A 17,808-nucleotide genomic window follows, 5' to 3' on the forward strand; every position below is an offset into this window, starting at 1 on the left:
CCCATGCCTGTCGGATCGCTTTCAGGGCCGGTTTTCCGCGGACAGCGGCGTGGCCTGATGCTCGTCCTGTCCAGCCCCTCCGGCGCGGGCAAGACAACGCTGTCGCGCCGCCTGATCGCTTCCAATCCCGATCTGGTGCTGTCGGTTTCGGCCACCACGCGCGCTCCGCGTCCCGGCGAGGTGGACGGGCAGGACTATATCTTCCTCACCGAAAAAGAGTTCGAGCGCCAGGCGGAGAACGATGAGTTCTACGAGTATGCGCGCGTGTTCGGCCATTATTACGGGACACCCAAAGGGCCGGTGGAGGAAGCGCTGGAAGAGGGCCGCGATGTCGTATTCGACGTGGACTGGCAAGGCGGGCGGGCGCTCGCTGCCGGTGCGCCGCAGGACTGTGTGAAGGTTTTCATCCTGCCGCCCTCGCTCAGCCTGTTGCGCGACCGGCTGACCAAGCGCGCGCAGGACTCAGACGAGGTCATCAATGGCCGCATGGCCAGAGCCAAGGCCGAGATCGAACACTGGGACGAGTATGATTACGTCATCCTCAATGATGACTTTTCAGAAGCGCTCGAACGCCTCTCGCTGATCCTGCACGCAGAGCGTCTGCGCCGTGTCCGCCATCCCTGGCTCAGCGGTTTTGTCAGCGCCCTGATGGAAGAAGGCTAGCCCCGCGCCGCCCGCCACGCTGTTGCCAGCGCCATGAAGCCTTCTGGCGGTATGGTTTCTGCGCGGGCACCCGGATCAATATCACAGGACACAAGCAGCTCTTCGGCGCTGGCACGCGTCTGCGAGGCGGCCTGCCCCAGCGATTTGCGCAATGTCTTGCGCCGTTGGCCGAATGCGCTCGCCGTCACTACCGACAATGCCTCAACATCGGCAAAGCGTTCCCCGTTGGGCAGGGGGTCTATGACCACCACGGCACTATCGACCTTGGGCGGGGGCGTGAAAGCGCGGGCAGGCAGGGTAAAGGCGTATTTCGCTTTCGCCCGCGCGGCGGTGAGGATGGCGAGGCGCCCGTAGGCGTCCTCGCCGGTGCGCGCCACGATCCGCTCGGCGACTTCCTTCTGGAACATCAGAACGGCGCGCGACCACCAGAGAGGTTCAGCCTCCAGCCAGCCCGTGAAGAGAGCGGTGCCGACATTATAGGGCAGGTTGGCGGCAATGACGGCGCGTTCGTCTGCCTTCAGGCCCAGCGCATCACGTCCCACTTTCAACGCATCTGCCTCGATGACGCTCAGCCTTCCATCAAAGGCGCTGTTGATGTCATCAAGGGCGGGAATGAAGCGGGGATCCTTCTCGATGGCGATCACGCGCCTTGCCCCTTCGCCAAGAAGGGCGCGCGTCAGCCCGCCAGGGCCGGGACCCACCTCTATAACCGTGCTTTGCGGCAGTTCCCCGCACAGGCGCGCAATCTTGGCGGTCAGGTTGAGGTCGAGCAGGAAGTGCTGGCCGAAGCGCTTGTCCGCTGCCAGTCCGTGGCTTGCGATCACTTCGCGCAAGGGTGGCAGGGTATCGGCGCTCATGCGCGCACGCCCCGGCGGTTGGCGGCAATGGTGTCGGCCAGCCGGATGGCGGCGATAAGGCTGTCAGGCCGGGCGATTCCCCTGCCGGCAATGTCCTTTGCTGTGCCGTGATCGGGCGAGGTGCGCACGATGGGCAGGCCGAGCGTGACGTTCACCCCGCCATGAAAGTCCAGCGTCTTGACCGGAATCAGGCCCTGATCGTGGTAGAGGCATACTGCGGCGTCATAGCGCTCGCGCGCTTCGGCGTGAAACATCGTGTCGGGCGGCAATGGCCCGCTGATATCGATGCCTTCGCTGCGCAACTGCGCCAGAGCGGGTGCCAGAACATCGATCTCCTCGCATCCCATACTGCCGCCCTCGCCCGCATGCGGGTTCAGCCCGGCCAGGGCGAGGCGCGGACTGGCAATGGCGAAATCGCGCCGTAGAGCCTGATGCGTGACGCGGGCGGTGTGAACGATTTTCTCAGGCGTCAGCGAAGCGATCGCGTCCCGCAATGCCTGATGGATCGTCACCAGCACCGTTTTCAGCTGCGGCGCGGCCAGCATCATCACCGGTCCGCGCTCGCCCGCCAAAGCCATGTCGTGTGTCAGGTGGGCGAGAAACTCGGTGTGACCGGGAAAAGCGAAGCCTTCGGCATAAAGCGCGGCTTTGGAGACCGGATTGGTCACGAGGCCGGCCGCATCTCCGGCCCGAATGCGCGACACCGCGTCCTCAATCGAGGCGAGGGCAGGAGAACCCGGACGATCCGGCAGGACCGGCAGGCTCGCCGCGAATGCGTGGTGCGCATCAGCGCAAGCGGCAATGGCGGCAGGCGGTGCAAGTTTGAGCAAGCGGGCTGTGCGCGAGAGGATGTCCAGCCCGCCTGTTACGGCAAATACCGGCCCGTCGGGCTTGAGTGCGGCCCACGCTTTCAGCGCGATCTCAGGGCCTATGCCTTCTGGGTCTCCCAGCGTCAGGACCAGAGGCGCCTGCGGTCCCGGCATCAGAAATCGCCGACCATCTCCACCGTGGCGTCATTGCGCAGATCGCGGAGCCAGCGTCGCGCCAGCAGGGACAGCTGCTGGTTGACGATCTGGTTCTCGATTTCCGCCGAGCCGGGAAAACCCGGTCCGCCAAGCCTGCGTTCGCACACAATGAAGACCTGAAGCCCCGCCGCCGTTTCGAGAACAGAGCTCGCCTGGCCGTTCTGAAGGCCCGACAGCGCCGTACGAATATTCGGAACAAGGGCATTGGCCCCGACCGTCCCGATATCGGTGATTATGGCTTGCGGCACACTTTCAAAGGCCGCCTGGACATTGCTGCACCCTTGTACCCGGCCGGCCGCCCGTTCCAGAGCCTGACGGCGTTCCGGCGTGACTTGCGATGTCACCAGCGTAACCTGCTGCAGGGTGAACTGCTCGGTAACCTGTCCCTCGCGCCGGTCTGCAAGCGCAACGATCATGTATCCGCCCGGCACGCGGATGGGATTGGAAATACTGCCGACCGGCATTTGCTGCACTACCTGTGCGATCTGCGGGCGCAATTGCGCGGAGCTCAGCCAGCCCGCATCTCCTCCGGAGGCCGCCGTTGGCGCATCGGACATTTGCTCGGCGACGGCCGGAAACGGCGCGCCCTGCTCAAGCGCCCGGTAAATGGTGGTGATGCGGCGCTCTGCGTCTGTTTCATCCCCGCTTGAGGGCAGGTTCACCATGATTTCGGCAACGCGGTACTGGGTCTGGGACGCGCTTTCCGCCAGCCGCTCAAGCGCGCCTTCGATCTGGGCATCGGATACACGGATACGGCTGCGATAGCGGCCACTGACCAGATAGGACCAGGCGATTTCCGCCCGCAGCTGCTGACGCATGGTATCGATGCTGGAGCCGGCGTTTTCAAGGTCGGCCTGAATTTCGTCTACGGTCACGTTATTGCGCGCAGCGATGTCCGCGATGGCTTCGTCGACTTCCTCTTCGGTGATCGGTACCTCGAAGCGGCGGGCGGTTTGCAGCTGCAGCGTTTCCTCGACAAGGGAGCGCATGGCCTGCTCCTGAACCTGCACGAGGACGTCTTCGGTTGGCTGAATCCCGGAGGTCGTCAGGATGAAGCGCATGCGATCACGCACTTCATACGTGGTTATCGGCTGATCGTTGACGATCGCCGCAATGCCCTCGACCTGCTGTGCGTGCGCATCAGCTGCGAGCACAAGACCGAACGGAGCGGCCAGGCACAGCATCAGACGCTTCAGGGACGAAATCGGCATGAGTGTAGTTTCCTGGTTGTAGACCTGCAGACCATACTGATCACGAGCCTCTAGGCAATCATCACGGCAGCTTCATGACAGTTTTCAGCCGTCTTCGGTCACGGCGATATACAGCAGCGCGCCGAGTGCGAACAGGGCCGGTGCCGACCAGGCTGCGCTAACCACGTCCAGACCACCAGCGCTGCCCAGCCCGGCGAGCATGCGCTGGAGGAAGTACAAAAGAAAGCCGCCCGCTCCGCCAGCCAGCGCAAAGCCGGCAGCGCCGCCCAGCCGGGTGAGGCGGAGTGTTGCGGCAATGCCCATCAGGGCAGCGGCAATCAGAAGAAGCGGTTGCGCCAGCAGGGATTGCCAGCGCAGTTCATAAGCGCGGGTCGAAAGACCGGCTTCGCGTGCGGACACAATGACTTCAGGCAGGCGCCAGAAAGACACGCCCTGCGCAGAGCGTGTGCGTTCAAACAGGGCTTCCGGTCCGGTGCTGGTCGGAATGGAAATGTCGCCGAGCTCCGCCGCGCCGGCTTCCGGCCGGTATTCCACCGCGTCGCTGAGCAGCCAGAAACCGCCGGCAAGGCTTGCCTGGCGGGCATGCACCTGCTGCTCAAGCTGCGGCGGGCCGCCATCAGCGCCTTCCGGGTTGTAAATCCTGAATACCGGAGAGATGAGCCGCGCGTTATCTATGCCCTGAGCGGCGATCACGACGAACTGACTTTCGCGCACTTCGCGCAGCCAGACACGCGCACCGCTGACCTCCTCCACGGGGCGTCCCTCAAAGAGCGCCGCACGTCTGGCCTCGAACTGGGCGCTGGTTGCCGCGCCGAGCGGGTTCAGGAGAAAGCTGCCCGCAAGCCCTGTTGCAAGCGCCAGCGCCGCCACCGGGGCCATGATCCGCCATACGGACACACCCGAAGCGCGCATCACGATGAGCTCGCTGCGCCGGTTAAGCCGGAAGAATGTCCACAGCACGCCGAACAACACGATGAAGGGCAGGGTGTCCTGCAGGAGCAGGGGCAGTTTCAGCAGGCTGAAAAGGGCGGTGTCGGCTGGCGAAATATCCACCCGCGTCGCGATATCACGTGACGTTTCGACAAAGTCGATGAGCAAGATGACCGCGACAATGACAGTGGCGGCGCCCAGCAGGCCCAGAAAGGTTTGCCAGAGCAGATAGCGTGTCAGCACCCTCATGGCACGGCTCCGTCAGAACGGGGCGAGAGCCATCGTACGGCAAAGCGAACAGGGCGGTGAATCACGATGTAGGCTGCTGCAATGGCGGCCAGCGGAATCGCGTACTGCATCCAGTTCAGCTCCGGTGAGCTTTCTGCGCCGGCCTGAACGGCAAAGCCCGTCAGCCGGACGATCAGCGCGCATGCGCCGGCCAGGGCTATGGCCCTGGCATAGCCTGTCCGCCTTGGTGGACCGCTCAGGAAGGCGGCCAGCGCAATCATGGCAAAGGCGAGATTGTAGAGGGGCGCCGACAGCCGGTAATGCCCTTCTGCGAGAAGATTGGCGCGTCCGCGCGCGCGGGCTGCTTCACCGGGGCTGGGGTTGAACAGTTCGGGCAGGTATCGATCACTTTCCTTGAAGAAGAAGGCGTCGGTCGGATCGATGAAGGCGGTTAGGTCAAACTCGTAGCTGTCAAAGGTGAGGCTGGAGAGCGTGCCGGACTCATCTATCTGCGAGACGACACCATTGCTCAGCAGCATGACGGGTCCGCGTTCCGCGCGCACAATCTGGCCCTGCCGGGCCGAATAGGCGGTGCTGGATGCGCCGCGTCCATCCTCGATGAAGACCTCGCTCATCATCCCGCCATCACCCAGCGTGCGCGCGTAGAAGGTGACGTCCACCCCCATCGAGACGAACTCGCCCGGCCGCATGACGCTGGCGGCGATGTCGGTGCGCACGTCGTAGATGGCTTGGCGCATCTCGCGATAGGCAGCAGGTTGGACGAAGAGGTTCACCCCCAGATTGATGAGCATGGCATAGACCGCTACCCGCAAGAACGGAGAGAGCCTCTCGCGCCGGCTGAGCCCGGCGGCAGCCGCTACAGTCAGTTCGGACTCGCTCATCATCCGGTTCAGCGCACCGGCGCAGGCGATGAAGACGGCGATCGGCATCAGGAGGGCGACAATCTGGGGTACAGCCAGAATGGTCACCCACAGGAAAACCAGCAGCGTTTCGCCCCGGTCTGCGACCAGATTCAGATTGGACAGTGACTGCGTAAGAATCGCGAGCCCCGTCAGCGCAGCAAGCGCTATCAGGAAAGGCAGCATGGCCTGCCGGAAGGCGTAACGCTGAAACAGCTTCATTGGGATGCTTTGCGGTCTTCTGTGTGACGACAGACTTCTACCCCGGCTTCATATCGGATACCACTAAAGCCAGCCAAATTCCCGCAGTTCGGCCACCCGGCGCTCATATGAGGCTCCGGGGCGGCTGGCAACCCTGCCGGGACGTGTCGTTCAGAAAGGAATTCCATGCATATCAAGTTCTCGTCGAAACCCACCGGCGATGCTCTGGCCGTCGCCGTTTACGAGAAGGCGAGCCTGTCGCCATCGGCCAAGGCGCTGGAGGAGGCAAGCGGCGGCAGCGTTACCCGCGCCATCAAGGCTTCGCGCTTTACCGGTGATGCCGGCCAGGTGCTGGAAATTGCAGCTCCCTCCGGCGTCAAGGCCGCGCGGGTTGTCCTGTTCGGGCTGGGTTCAAAAAAGTCTGCGAACGGCAATGTGTACGAGAAAGCTGTTGCGGCAGCGGTCAAGCAGCTTCTGCTGGGCGGCACGCAGACCCTGTCGGTTCATATCGATGCCGAGGATGGTGAGCTTTCTTCGCGCGCTGCGCTGGGTGCGACGATGGCTGCTTACCGGTTCGACCAGTACCGCACCAAGCTGAAGGCGGACAAAAAGCCGTCCCTGACGACGGTCGAGATTGTTGCGGCAGACGACAAGGCCGCCAAGAAGGCATGGAAGAGCTGGGAATCGGTGGCTGAAGGCGTGAAGCTGGCCCGCGATCTCGTCATGGAGCCGGCCAACATCCTGCACCCGGAAGAGTACGCCAAGCGTATTGCCAAGCTGGAGAAGGAAGGTCTGGAAGTTGAAATACTGGGCGAAGCCCAGATGAAGAAGCTCGGCATGGGCGCGCTTCTGGGTGTCAGCCAGGGTTCGGTACGCGAAGCGAAGCTCGCCATCATGCGCTGGAATGGCGGCAAGGAGGGTGACAAGCCGCTCGCCTTTGTCGGCAAGGGCCTGACCTTCGATACGGGCGGCATCTCACTCAAGCCCGGAGCCGGCATGGAAGACATGAAGGGCGATATGGGCGGCTCTGCTGCCGTGGTCGGCCTGATGCGCGCGCTGGCGGGCCGCAAGGCGAAAGTCAATGTGGTCGGCGTCGTCGCTCTGGTGGAAAACATGCCTGACGGTAATGCCCAGCGCCCCGGCGATGTGGTCACCTCCATGTCCGGCCAGACCATCGAGATCCTGAACACCGATGCCGAAGGCCGCCTCGTGCTCGCCGATGCGCTCTGGTACACGCAGGAGACGTTTGATCCGGCTTTCATTGTCGATCTGGCAACGCTGACCGGCGCGGTGCTGATTGCGCTCGGCCATGAGCACGCCGCCATTTTCTCCAATGATGACAAGCTGGCTGACCGGCTTTACGCGGCAGGCAAGGCATCCGACGAGGGCGTGTGGCGCCTGCCCATCGGGCCGGAATATGACCGTCATATCGACAGCGATATCGCCGACATGAAAAATCTGGGGCAGGGCCGCAATGCCGGCTCGATTGCTGGCGCGGTGTTCCTGCAGCGCTATGTCAACGGCAAGCCGTGGGTCCACATGGATATCGCCGGAACGGCCATGTATGCGGGATCCAAGGACCCACGCCTGCCAGCCTTCGGGACGGGTTATGGCGTGCGTGTGCTCGACCGTTTCGTCCGCGATTTCTACGAGAACTGATAACGCGCGCTGATGGCCGAGCTCTGGTTCTATCATCTGGAGAAGGCCGGTGTGGGCGATGTCCTGCCCGGTCTTCTCCAGAAGGTGCTGGAGCGCGGCTCGCGCGCGCTTGTGGTCGCGCCCGATGACGAAACGGCCGCCAGTCTGGACACGCAGCTCTGGACATTTCGTGATGAAAGCTTCCTGCCGCACGGGCGCGATAACGAGCCCCATGCGCCTCGTCAGCCGGTGCTGATCTCCACCGAAACCCGCAATGTGAACCAGGCAGACATGCTGTTCTGTCTTGGCGGCGTTGATCCGGGCAACCTTGAGGAGTGGAATCGCGTTATCGTGCTGTTCGAGGATAGCGATGACGCGGCCAAGCAGGGCGCGCGGTCTTTGTGGTCCGCCATGAAAAAGTCGGGAACGACGGTATCCTACTGGAAACAGTCCGATCAGGGACGCTGGGAGAAACAGGGATGATCAGGCACTTTGCCGCTTTTGCTTCGCTGGCCATGCTGGCCGCCTGCGCCACCGCCGATGGTGCGACCGAGAATGATGTGGTTGACCTCTCCGAGGGGCGCGAGTGTCCTGCCCAGCAGTTCCAGCTGCTTGTCGGCCAGCTGCGTGACGAGGTCGATACCTCGACCCTGCCGGTGCCCTACCGCATGTATGGCCGCGGCGACGCCGTGACGATGGATTATCGGCCCGACCGGCTGAATGTTGTCATTGGCGATGATGGCCGCGTGGAGCGCGTTGCCTGCGGGTAGGCACCTACACGCCCGCCGCCTCGCGCGCCTGCTCGTAGGCTTCGTCGGCCTCCAGCCATTTCATCTCGGCCGCGTCGATAAGCTCTTCGGCGCGGGCGCGCTTCTTCGTCAGCTCGGCGGCAAGGCCGGGGTCTTTCTCCCACAGGCCCGGCACAGACAGCCCCTTGTCGATAGTGGCCAGCACACCTTTGAGGCGTTCTGCCTCGCGCTCCCATTTCAGCGCTTCGGCTTTCAGCGGTTTGAGCTTTGAGCGCGCTTCAGCCGCATCGCGGCGGCGCTCCAGCTTGGCATCAGGTTTGACTTTCCCGCGCCCATTGCCCTCGGTTTCAGGGCGCAGGAGCTGCTTGCGGTACTCGTCCATATCGCCCTCATAGGGCTTTACGGTGCCGCCTTCGGCTATCCACAGCCGGTCCACACACGCCTCGATCAGATGGCGGTCATGGCTGATCAGGATCACCGCGCCCTCATAAGTGTTGATGGCGTCCATCAGGGCGGCGCGGCTATCCATATCCAGATGGTTGGTCGGTTCGTCCAGGATCAGCAGATGCGCGCCGTGAAAGCTGATGAGGTTCATCAAGAGGCGCGCCTTCTCACCGCCTGAAAGGTCTTTGGCGGGCGTTTCCTGCCGGTCGCCCGGCAGACCGAATCGGGCGAGGCGCGCGCGGCGCTGGGCCTCGGTCGCGTCCGGCATCAGTTCGAGAATGTGCTGGTAGGCAGACGTGTTGGGATGCAGCGCGTCGATCTGGTGCTGCGCGAAATGGGCGATCTCCAGTTTCTTGTGCATGCGCATCGCGCCGGACAGCACCGGTATCTGCCCGGTCAGCAACTTGGCGAAGGTGGATTTGCCCGCGCCATTGCGGCCCAGAAGGCCGATCCGGTCATCGACATCGATGCGCAGATCCATGTTTTTGAGGATGATCGTATCCTCATCATAGCCGGTCGCGGCGCCGTCCAGACGCACCAGCGGATTGGCCATGCGGCGCGGGGCAATCGGCAGGTCGAAAGGGGCCACCGGATCAGCCACCGAGGTTGCCACGGGCTGCATCTTCTCCAGCCGCTTCACGCGCGACTGGGCCTGTCTGGCCTTTGTGGCCTTGGCCTTGAAGCGGTCGACAAAGGCTTGCAGGCGGCGGCGCTCATCCTCCTGCTTTTCAACCAGCTTCATGGTCAGGCGCTGGCGCTCGGCGAGCTGCTTTTCAAACTGGTCGTACCCGCCATCCCAGACGGTAAGCCGGGCGTCTTTGAGATGCGCGATCATGTCGATGGAGGCATTCAGGAGTCCCCGGTCGTGCGAGATCAGCAGCACCGAGCCGGGAAATTTCTGCAGATAGTTTTCCAGCCATACCGCGCCTTCCAGGTCCAGATAGTTGGTCGGCTCGTCGAGCAGCAGAAGATCAGGCCGGGCAAAGAGCGTCGCGGCCAGCGCCGCGCGCATGCGCCAGCCGCCGGAGAAGGCCGAGCAGGGGCGCTGCTGTTCCTCGTTGGAAAAGCCGAGGCCATGCAGGATCGCGCCCGCGCGCGCCTCGGCTGAATGCGCATCGATATCGGCCAGCCGCGTCTGGATGTCGGCGATGCGATTGGGATCGGTGGCGGTTTCGGCTTCGGCCAGAAGACTTGCGCGCTCTGTGTCGGCGGCCAGCACGAAATCGATAATGGATACAGGGCCGCCCGGTGCTTCCTGCTCCACGCTTCCCATGCGCATGCCCGGCTGGATGCGGATATCGCCGCTCTCCGGGCTGGCCTCGCCGCGGATCAGCCGGAACAGGGTCGATTTGCCGGTGCCATTGCGCCCGACAAGGCCCATCTTTGTTTTGGCCGGCAGGAAGAGCGTTGCCTGCTCGAACAGGATGCGCCCTTCAATGCGGTAGGTGAGATCGTTGATATGCAGCATGAAGTGCCGCGTAGCATGCCTTGTTACCGGGTAAAAGCGCCGCTATAAGCCGCGCCAAACCCCACCTCCCCAACCATCACCCAAGGGACAACACACCATGGCGCTGCAACGCACCTTCTCCATCATCAAGCCCGACGCCACCAAGCGTAACCTCACCGGCAAGATCAACGCCATGATCGAGGATGCGGGCCTTCGCATCATCGCACAGAAGCGCATCCACATGACCAAGGCGCAGGCCGAGACCTTCTACGGCGTGCACCGTGAACGCCCCTTCTTCAACGATCTGGTGTCCTTCATGACCTCCGGCCCGGTTGTCGTGCAGGTGCTGGAAGGCGAAGACGCCATTGCCAAATACCGCACCGTCATGGGCGCCACCAACCCGGCCAATGCCGATGAAGGCACGATCCGCAAGATGTTCGCCGAATCCATCGAAGCCAATTCCGTGCACGGCTCCGACGCCCCGGAAACGGCCGCCGAAGAGATTGCCTACTTCTTCGCCGGTCTGGAGCTGGTGGGGTAAACAGCCACCACATAAAGGGAAAGGCGGATCGCCATGCTTACCGCGTTTGTACTCGGCCTTTCCCTCCAGCTCTCCGCAGGGACGTGCAGCGATCTGCGCGTCATTGACGGCCGGGTCTGGACGGACATCACCATCAATGGCGCCGCCACCGAGGCACTGTTTGATTCCGGCTCGGAAATCACTGTCGTCGATCTCGCCTTAGCTGCGCAGGCCATTCACGGCGAAGCCGAGACGGTCGAGGCCCGTGGCACCGGCGCGGCGACCGTAAGCGCCGGTCTGGTGCAGGGCGTCACTATCGGCGCGGCGGGGCTCGAGCTGGCTGACTCCGTCATTGCCGTCATGGACCTGGCGGATATTTCACAGCGCCTTGTCGGGCGTCCGGTCCCTGCGATACTTGGCCGGGAAGTGTTTGACGCCTCCCGCCTCGCCATTGATTTCGACGCTGGCCAGGTGTGCCGGATGGACCGGGCCGCAGAGCCGGACGGGGCGCGCCGCGCCCTGGTGTCCCGCGACGGCATTATGGCTTTCGAGATCACTATCGAGGGCCAGACGGTTCTGGCTGATTTCGATACCGGAAACAGAGGCGCGCTGCTGCTCGACACGACAGCCGCAGAGGCGGCTGGCCTGCTTGACGGTCGGGCGGAGACACTCCGCTCTGGCGGTGGCATTGGCGGGGCCGTTGACCGGCGCGTGCTGGAAGTGCGCAGCGTGGACGTGGCCGGCGCTGTATTCGACACGGTGGACGCCGAAATTGACCCCCGCGAGAGCGAGGCGGGCAGCGCCAATATCGGCCTTGGCCTGTTGACGCGGTTTCACCTGATTGTCGACTTCGCCGAGAGCGCCATCTGGCTCTCCCCCCGGGAGAACTGAAAAAGCCCGGCAGCGATGCCGGGCTTTTTTTCATTCTCCTACTTCGCCGCGACCGCCCAATCCGCATCCACGTTGAGGAAGCCGCCGGACTGGCGCTTCCAGAGCTGGGCGTAGACGCCGTTTCTCGCCAGCAACTCGTCATGGCTGCCCTGTTCGATGATGCGGCCACCTTCCATCACCACCAGCCGGTCCAGCATGGCAATGGTGGAGAGGCGGTGCGCGATGGCGATCACGGTCTTGCCCTCCATCAGCTGGTAGAGCTGGTCCTGAATCGCGGCCTCGATTTCGGAATCGAGCGCCGAGGTGGCCTCGTCCAGCACCAGGATCGGCGCGTTCTTGAGCAATATGCGCGCAATCGCGATGCGCTGGCGCTGACCGCCGGAGAGCTTCACGCCGCGCTCGCCGACATGGGCGTCATAGCCGGTTCGGCCGTCAATGTCGGAAAGGTCCGGGATGAAGGCGTCGGCCTGCGCCCGGCGGGCCGCCTCCATCACAGCATCGTCGCCGGCGTCAGCCGAGCCATAGGCGATATTGTCCCTTATGGAGCGGTGCAGAAGCGAGGTATCCTGCGTCACCATGCCGATCTGGCGGCGCAGCGAATCTTGCGTGACCTGCGAAATATCCTGCCCGTCAATCGTGATGCGTCCGCCTTCGAGTTCGTAAAAGCGCAGGAGCAGGTTGACGAGGGTGGACTTGCCAACGCCCGACCGGCCCACAAGGCCCACCTTCTCGCCGGGCGCGATATCAAGGTTCAGCCCCTCGATGACGCCGCTCTCCTTGCCATAGTGGAAGGTGATGTTTTCAAAGCGGATCGCGCCTTGCGAGACGACAAGCGGTTTCGCGCCCGGAACGTCCCGAATCGCCTGTTCCTGCGCGATGGTGTTGATGCCGTCCTGAATGGTGCCGACCGCTTCGAACAGGCCCGCCGTCTCCCACAAGATCCAGTCGGACATGGCCCGGATGCGCATGACAATGGCGACCGCTACGGCGACGACGCCAAGACCCACCAGCCCCATCTGCCAGGCGATGATGGTGGAGGCTGTCACGGCCACCAGCAGCACCGCGTTCAGTGTCTGCAGCAGCGTGTAGAGCCCGGTAACCAGGCGCATCTGCTTGTAGACCGTGCCCATGAAGCCGCTCATCGCCTCGCGGGCATAGCCTTCCTCGCGGCGGGCATGGGCGAAGAGCTTGATGGTCTGGATATTGGTGTAGCTGTCGACGACGCGGCCGGTCATCTCCGCGCGCGCATCGGCCTGTTTCATGGAGATGTCGCGCAGGCGCGGAATGAAGTGGAAGAGGAGCCACAGATAGCCTGCCAGCCACAGCACGAGCGGGATCATCAGGAAGGGTTCGGCTCCGCCGACCAGCACCAGCGCGCCGACGAAATAGACGGCCACATAGACGAAGATGTCGAGCACCTTCATCACCGTCTCGCGCACGGCGAGCGCGGTCTGCATCACCTTCTGGCTGACCCGGCCGGCGAACTCGTCCTGAAAGAAGCTCATCGACTGGCCAAGGATGTAGCGGTGGGTCAGCCAGCGCGCGAGCATCGGGAAATTGCCGAAAATCGTCTGGTGGGTGATGAGCGAGTTGAACAGCACCAGCAGCGGGAAGCCGATCAGGATGAAGGCCGCCATGGCGATAAGGCCGGCGCCGTGCTCCTCAAACAATGTCTCGCGGTCAGCCGCCGCCAGCCAGTCCACCAGCGTGCCGAGAAAGCCCAGGAAAACCACCTCGAACACCGAAAGGATCGCGGTCAGCACCGATAGCGTGATCAGCCACGGCCAGACGGGCCGTGTGTAGTGGGCCACAAAGCCAAGAAGGGTTTTGGGCGGCGCTTCCGGCTCGGTGGCGGGGAAGGGGTCAATGCGGGATTCAAAAAAACGGAACATCAAAAAAAACCTTGTGGGCGAGCCCGGTTGAGCGGGGTTTAGGGGACGATTTGCCGTGTCGGCCCGAAGCGGTCTAAAATCTCAACTTAAGTTGAGGTCAAAGGCAAATGACATGTCGTCCATGAAGAAGGTCAGGCCGGTGCGCGGCTTGAGCGTTGGTGAACTGGCCGCTCGCGCCGGTGTCAACGTCTCCACTTTGCACTTTTACGAGACAAAGGGCTTGATCGCCAGCAGCCGGACGAGCGGAAACCAGCGCCGCTATGGCCGCGACATGCTGCGCCGGGTCGCCGTGATCCGCGTGGCCCAGCGCGCCGGTGTGCCGCTGGCGGAAATCGCGGCGGCGCTCGATGCCCTGCCGTCCCGGCGCACGCCCAATGCGGTGGACTGGGCAAAGCTCTCGGCGGTGTGGAAAGACGCGCTGGAGGCGCGCATCAATGCGCTCGCCCAGCTCAAAGACGAGCTGGAGGGCTGTATTGGCTGCGGGTGCCTGTCCATGACGGACTGCCCCTTGCGCAATCCGGGCGATGCGTTGGCCAAGGACGGGCCGGGCGCGAGATTGCTGGAGGGGTAATTTTCCCTCGTCCTTCGAGACGCTCATTTCATTCGCCCTCAGGATGAGGGAAAAGAACGAGGACTGTCATCCTCGCGCGCCTCCCGTGTTATCACCCGCGCATGCGGGTGATCCATGCCTCAGAAGGTTGCTCATGCTCGAAGGCCAGAGGCATGGGTGGCCCGGATAAACCGGGCCATGACAATGTTTGAGCACCAGCGCTCGCCCCCTAATCCAGCCCCGGTTTTTTCCGGAGCGCCTTGGTCTGGCCCTTCTTCGCCTTGGCGTCTTTCCGGCGCTTGATCGAGCTCAGGGACGGCCGGGATTTGATGCGCGGTTTCGGCTTGCGGCTGGCCTGCCGGATCAGGCGTATCAGCCGCGTGCGGGCCTCCGCGCGATTGCGCTCCTGGGAGCGGTGATCCTCCACATGCAGTATCAGCACGCCGTCCTGCGTCATGCGGCTTCCGGCGAGGCGGATGAGCCGCTGCTTGATGGCGGGGGCGAGGGCGCTGGCATGGACGTCGTAGCGAAGCTGCACCGCGCTGGCGGTCTTGTTCACATGCTGACCACCCGGCCCGGAGGCTTTCACGAAGCGCTCGGTTATCAGGCTCTCATCAAGGATGATGTCGTTGGTGATGGTCTACGCCTTTTCCAAAGCCACCCTTAGCGCTTCCGGATAAAGCCGGTGTTCTTCCACCAGCACGCGCGCAGCGAGCGTCTCGGGCGTATCACCGGGGAGAACTGGCACGCGGGCCTGCGCGATTACTGGGCCTTCATCCATCCCGGGCGTTACCCAGTGGACGGTGCAGCCATGTTCGGTCTCGCCTGCCTCGATGGCGCGGGCATGGGTATCCACGCCCTTGAATTTCGGCAGCAGGGAGGGGTGGATATTGATCATCCGGCCTTCCCAGCGGTTCACGAAGCTTTCCGTCAGGATGCGCATGAAGCCAGCCAGGCAGACGAACTCTGCGCCCGCTTCACGCAAGGCGGCATCGAGCGCGGCTTCGAAGCTCTCGCGCGTGTCAAAGGCCTTGTGGTCGATGGCGATGGCCGCGATGTCCGCCTCTCGCGCGCGCTCCAGCCCATAGGCGTCCGGCCGGTTGGAGATCACGGCGACGATGCGGGCGGGATAGTCTTCGCCCATGCAGGCATCGATCAGGCATTGCAGGTTCGATCCGCGCCCGGAGATGAGGACGGCAATCGGTGTCTTGCCGCTCATTTCGCGGTCAGATGGCCGATGATGGCGGCTGTCTCGCCTGCGTCTTTCAGCGCTGCCAGCACGGCCTCGGCGTCTTCGGCGGCGACAGCGGCGATCATGCCGATCCCGCAATTGAAGGTGCGGCGCATTTCGCTTTCCGCAATCCCGCCCGCGTTCTCCAGCCAGCGGAAGACGGCGGGGCGTTCAAAGCTGTCGTAATCCACCTCGAAGCCAAGGTGACCGGGCAGCATGCGCGGCGTGTTCTCGGTGATCCCGCCGCCCGTAATATGGGCAAGGCCCTTGATCTTGCCGGCGCGCACCAGCGGCATCAGGGATTTCACATAGATGCGGGTGGGCTCCAGCAGGGCTTCGCCGAGCTTGCGGCCCGGCGCGAAGGGCGCCTCGCTGTCGAATTTCAGGCCTGCATGATCGATCACGCGGCGCACAAGCGAATAGCCGTTCGAATGCGGGCCGGAGGAGGCCAGCCCGATCAGCACATCACCGGCAACCATATCCGCTTCGCGGGGCAATAGATGGCCGCGTTCAGCCGCACCGACGACAAAGCCCGCGAGATCGAAATCCTCGCCCTCATACATGCCCGGCATTTCGGCCGTTTCCCCGCCAATCAGCGCGCAGCCGGCAAGACGGCACCCCTGCGCGATGCCTTTCACGATCTCCGCGCCGCGCGCCGGGTCCAGCTTGCCGGTGGCGAAATAGTCGAGGAAGAACAAGGGTTCCGCGCCCTGCGCCAGCACGTCATTGACGCACATGGCAACGAGATCGATGCCGACCGTGTCGACGATGCCGGTATCGATGGCCAGACGCAGCTTGGTGCCGACCCCATCCGTGCCGGAGACAAGAATCGGGTCCTTGAAGCCAGCGGCTTTGAGATCAAACGCGCCGCCAAACCCGCCAAGGTCTGCCGCCGCGCCGGGCCGGGCGGTGGATTTTGCCAGCGGCTTGATGGCCTCTACGAGGGCGTCACCAGCGTCGATGTCGACACCGGCAGAGGCATAGGTGAGGCCTTGTGAGGGCGGGTTGCTGGCCACGGCTGATTGCTCCGGCAAGGGGTCGAATATGGCGCGCAAACAACTGCAAGGGGGGCGGCTTGGCAAGAGGGCGGGTCTGTAAATCGCGCCTGTCCGCGTCTGGCTGTCACAACAGGTGCGTGAAATCAGGCGCTTGCAGGCAGGGGTGAGTTACTTACCCCGACGCGGCGGATCGGATGTATTATGGCGGGAGATCGCGGCTCTACAGCCTGCAAACCCTTCACGCGATGGCCAGTGCGGGTATAGTCAGGATCAACGCTTCACTTTCAGGCAGGATCGCCACCATGACCCATCTCATTTCCCGGACGCGGGCCGCAATTGGCGCACTGCTTACGGCCATTTTGTGCGTGGCGTTTCTGGCCGCTCCCGCCAGCACGCAGGACGTGTTCACCGTGTCAGGCATTGGCGTGGATGAACGCGCCGGCACGACCACAGAGGCGCAGGCAGCGGCCTTCCGCGCCGGGCAGATTGCGGCAGCACAAGCGCTTCTGGAGCGTCTGACGCTGGGTGAGGACCGTATCAGTGCCGGTCTGACATCCATTCCTGCCGATGCGGCGCAGGAAATGGTTGCGGGCCTTGAGGTCTCTGGCGAGCGGCGCTCGGCCAATCGCTATATCGCCACCCTGACGGTGAATTTTGATGCCCGTTCGGTGCGCAACTATCTGCGCGGACAGAACATCGCGTTTGTGGAATCGCAGGCGGCGCGCACGCTGGTCGTTCCGGTGATTGAGCGCGACGGGAATGTGGGCCTGTGGGGCGGTGCCTGGTACGAGGCGTGGCGCTCCGGCCCACATGCCAACGCCCTGACCCCTCATATCGGCCTTGGCTCGCTAATGTCCGGTGAGGGTGATGATGCCGTGCCCGTGGGGCGCAACGTCATCAGCGCGTCAGCGGCGCAATCGGGCGATGAGTTTGCCTTGCGTGAGCTGGCCGCTCTTTATGGCGTCTCACGCGTTGCGGTCATCACGGCGCGCGAAGGCGAGGGCATTATCCGCGCCAGCGGCACGGTGTACGATTTTTCCGGCCCAGATACCGCCGTCTCGGATTTGGCATCTGCAGCCAGCCAGAGCGGCTATGACGAGCTCGCCCGGCGCATCGTGCAGACAGCGCAGGAAGCCTGGAAGCGCGAAGTGGTCGTGCGTGGCGGTGAGGCCAGCGAAGTCACGGTGTCGGTGCTCTACAGCTCAATGGCGCAGTGGCGGTCCCTGCAACGGGCCATTACCGGCGCATCACTCATTTCCAATGCAAGGCTCGACGCGGTCACGACGACAGGCGCCGTGATGACGATCACCCATCGCGGCGAGCGCGATCAGCTGGTGCGTGAACTGGCCCAGCGCGGAGCGCGGCTGGAAGAAGAGCGCGGGCTTGGCTGGGTAGCGCGCCCGCGCAACTGAC

At 63.6% G+C, this 17,808-nt stretch carries 18 protein-coding genes; 8 read left to right on the forward strand and 10 right to left on the reverse strand.

Going from position 1 to position 17,808, the window contains the following annotated elements; all coding sequences use genetic code 11:
- Positions 1–3: 3 nt before the first annotated feature.
- Complete coding sequence (gmk, locus tag AB6B38_RS00945) at positions 4–663, forward strand: guanylate kinase (RefSeq protein WP_371393774.1); 660 nt, start codon at positions 4–6, stop codon at positions 661–663.
- Here the strand turns inward: gmk and rsmA are convergent.
- The 5 genes from rsmA to AB6B38_RS00970 form a co-directional block, all read right to left on the reverse strand.
- Positions 660–1,520, reverse strand: coding sequence for a 16S rRNA (adenine(1518)-N(6)/adenine(1519)-N(6))-dimethyltransferase RsmA (gene rsmA, locus AB6B38_RS00950; protein ID WP_371393775.1), 861 nt, complete (start codon positions 1,518–1,520; stop codon positions 660–662). The two genes, gmk and rsmA, sit on opposite strands and share 4 nt — an antisense overlap.
- Entirely contained in the window at positions 1,517–2,503 is a 987-nt protein-coding gene (gene pdxA, locus AB6B38_RS00955; protein WP_371393776.1) for a 4-hydroxythreonine-4-phosphate dehydrogenase PdxA, read from the reverse strand. Before pdxA ends, rsmA begins: the two co-directional genes overlap by 4 nt.
- Entirely contained in the window at positions 2,503–3,756 is a 1,254-nt protein-coding gene (locus tag AB6B38_RS00960; RefSeq protein WP_371393777.1) for a peptidylprolyl isomerase, read from the reverse strand. The genes pdxA and AB6B38_RS00960 overlap by 1 nt, the downstream gene beginning before the upstream one ends.
- Positions 3,757–3,840: 84 nt before the next feature.
- Positions 3,841–4,935 carry an LptF/LptG family permease gene (locus AB6B38_RS00965; protein WP_371393779.1) on the reverse strand — a complete coding sequence of 365 codons (1,095 nt, stop codon included), beginning with the start codon at positions 4,933–4,935 and terminating at the stop codon, positions 3,841–3,843.
- Complete coding sequence (locus tag AB6B38_RS00970) at positions 4,932–6,056, reverse strand: LptF/LptG family permease (protein WP_371393781.1); 1,125 nt, start codon at positions 6,054–6,056, stop codon at positions 4,932–4,934. Before AB6B38_RS00970 ends, AB6B38_RS00965 begins: the two co-directional genes overlap by 4 nt.
- A gap of 165 nt (positions 6,057–6,221) precedes the next feature.
- On the opposite strand from AB6B38_RS00970, the gene AB6B38_RS00975 reads away from it, so the two are divergent.
- The 3 genes from AB6B38_RS00975 to AB6B38_RS00985 are packed head-to-tail and all read left to right on the forward strand — an operon-like array spanning position 6,222 to position 8,443.
- Complete coding sequence (locus tag AB6B38_RS00975) at positions 6,222–7,694, forward strand: leucyl aminopeptidase (RefSeq protein ID WP_371393783.1); 1,473 nt, start codon at positions 6,222–6,224, stop codon at positions 7,692–7,694.
- A gap of 12 nt (positions 7,695–7,706) precedes the next feature.
- Positions 7,707–8,156, forward strand: coding sequence for a DNA polymerase III subunit chi (locus AB6B38_RS00980; protein ID WP_371393784.1), 450 nt, complete (start codon positions 7,707–7,709; stop codon positions 8,154–8,156).
- Positions 8,153–8,443, forward strand: a complete 291-nt coding sequence (locus AB6B38_RS00985; RefSeq protein ID WP_371393785.1) for an I78 family peptidase inhibitor — start codon at positions 8,153–8,155, stop codon at positions 8,441–8,443. The genes AB6B38_RS00980 and AB6B38_RS00985 overlap by 4 nt, the downstream gene beginning before the upstream one ends.
- Before the next feature lie 4 nt (positions 8,444–8,447).
- On the opposite strand, the gene AB6B38_RS00990 is transcribed toward AB6B38_RS00985, so the two are convergent.
- Positions 8,448–10,334 (reverse strand): ABC-F family ATP-binding cassette domain-containing protein, encoded by a 1,887-nt coding sequence (locus AB6B38_RS00990; protein ID WP_371393786.1) that lies wholly within the window; start codon positions 10,332–10,334, stop codon positions 8,448–8,450.
- A 97-nt stretch (positions 10,335–10,431) separates the two neighbouring features.
- Between AB6B38_RS00990 and ndk the strand changes: the two genes are divergently transcribed.
- Entirely contained in the window at positions 10,432–10,854 is a 423-nt protein-coding gene (gene ndk, locus AB6B38_RS00995) for a nucleoside-diphosphate kinase (protein WP_371393787.1), read from the forward strand.
- 33 nt (positions 10,855–10,887) lie between these two features.
- Positions 10,888–11,724 (forward strand): pepsin/retropepsin-like aspartic protease family protein, encoded by an 837-nt coding sequence (locus AB6B38_RS01000; protein WP_371393788.1) that lies wholly within the window; start codon positions 10,888–10,890, stop codon positions 11,722–11,724.
- A 38-nt stretch (positions 11,725–11,762) separates the two neighbouring features.
- Here the strand turns inward: AB6B38_RS01000 and AB6B38_RS01005 are convergent, their stop codons facing one another.
- On the reverse strand, positions 11,763–13,616 hold the full coding sequence (locus AB6B38_RS01005; protein WP_371393789.1) for an ABC transporter ATP-binding protein: 1,854 nt from the start codon (positions 13,614–13,616) through the stop codon (positions 11,763–11,765).
- 112 nt (positions 13,617–13,728) lie between these two features.
- Here AB6B38_RS01005 and soxR point away from each other — a divergent pair, with 112 nt between their 5' ends.
- Positions 13,729–14,187, forward strand: coding sequence for a redox-sensitive transcriptional activator SoxR (soxR, locus tag AB6B38_RS01010; protein WP_371393791.1), 459 nt, complete (start codon positions 13,729–13,731; stop codon positions 14,185–14,187).
- 208 nt (positions 14,188–14,395) lie between these two features.
- On the opposite strand, the gene arfB is transcribed toward soxR, so the two are convergent.
- Genes arfB through purM form a run of 3 tightly spaced genes read right to left on the reverse strand, consistent with a single transcriptional unit; the run spans position 14,396 to position 16,413 of the window.
- A complete protein-coding gene (gene arfB / locus AB6B38_RS01015) occupies positions 14,396–14,803 on the reverse strand; it encodes an alternative ribosome rescue aminoacyl-tRNA hydrolase ArfB (protein WP_371395054.1) in 408 nt (135 codons plus the stop codon).
- A 3-nt stretch (positions 14,804–14,806) separates the two neighbouring features.
- A complete protein-coding gene (gene purN / locus AB6B38_RS01020) occupies positions 14,807–15,385 on the reverse strand; it encodes a phosphoribosylglycinamide formyltransferase (RefSeq protein WP_371393793.1) in 579 nt (192 codons plus the stop codon).
- Positions 15,382–16,413 carry a phosphoribosylformylglycinamidine cyclo-ligase gene (gene purM, locus AB6B38_RS01025; protein ID WP_371393795.1) on the reverse strand — a complete coding sequence of 344 codons (1,032 nt, stop codon included), beginning with the start codon at positions 16,411–16,413 and terminating at the stop codon, positions 15,382–15,384. Before purM ends, purN begins: the two co-directional genes overlap by 4 nt.
- A 284-nt stretch (positions 16,414–16,697) precedes the next feature.
- Between purM and AB6B38_RS01030 the strand changes: the two genes are divergently transcribed.
- On the forward strand, positions 16,698–17,807 hold the full coding sequence (locus AB6B38_RS01030) for a DUF2066 domain-containing protein (RefSeq protein WP_371393796.1): 1,110 nt from the start codon (positions 16,698–16,700) through the stop codon (positions 17,805–17,807).
- The last annotated feature ends 1 nt before the right edge of the window (position 17,808 follow it).

The organism is Glycocaulis abyssi (assembly GCF_041429775.1).
In the GTDB taxonomy this organism is placed as follows: Bacteria; Pseudomonadota; Alphaproteobacteria; order Caulobacterales; family Maricaulaceae; genus Glycocaulis; species Glycocaulis abyssi.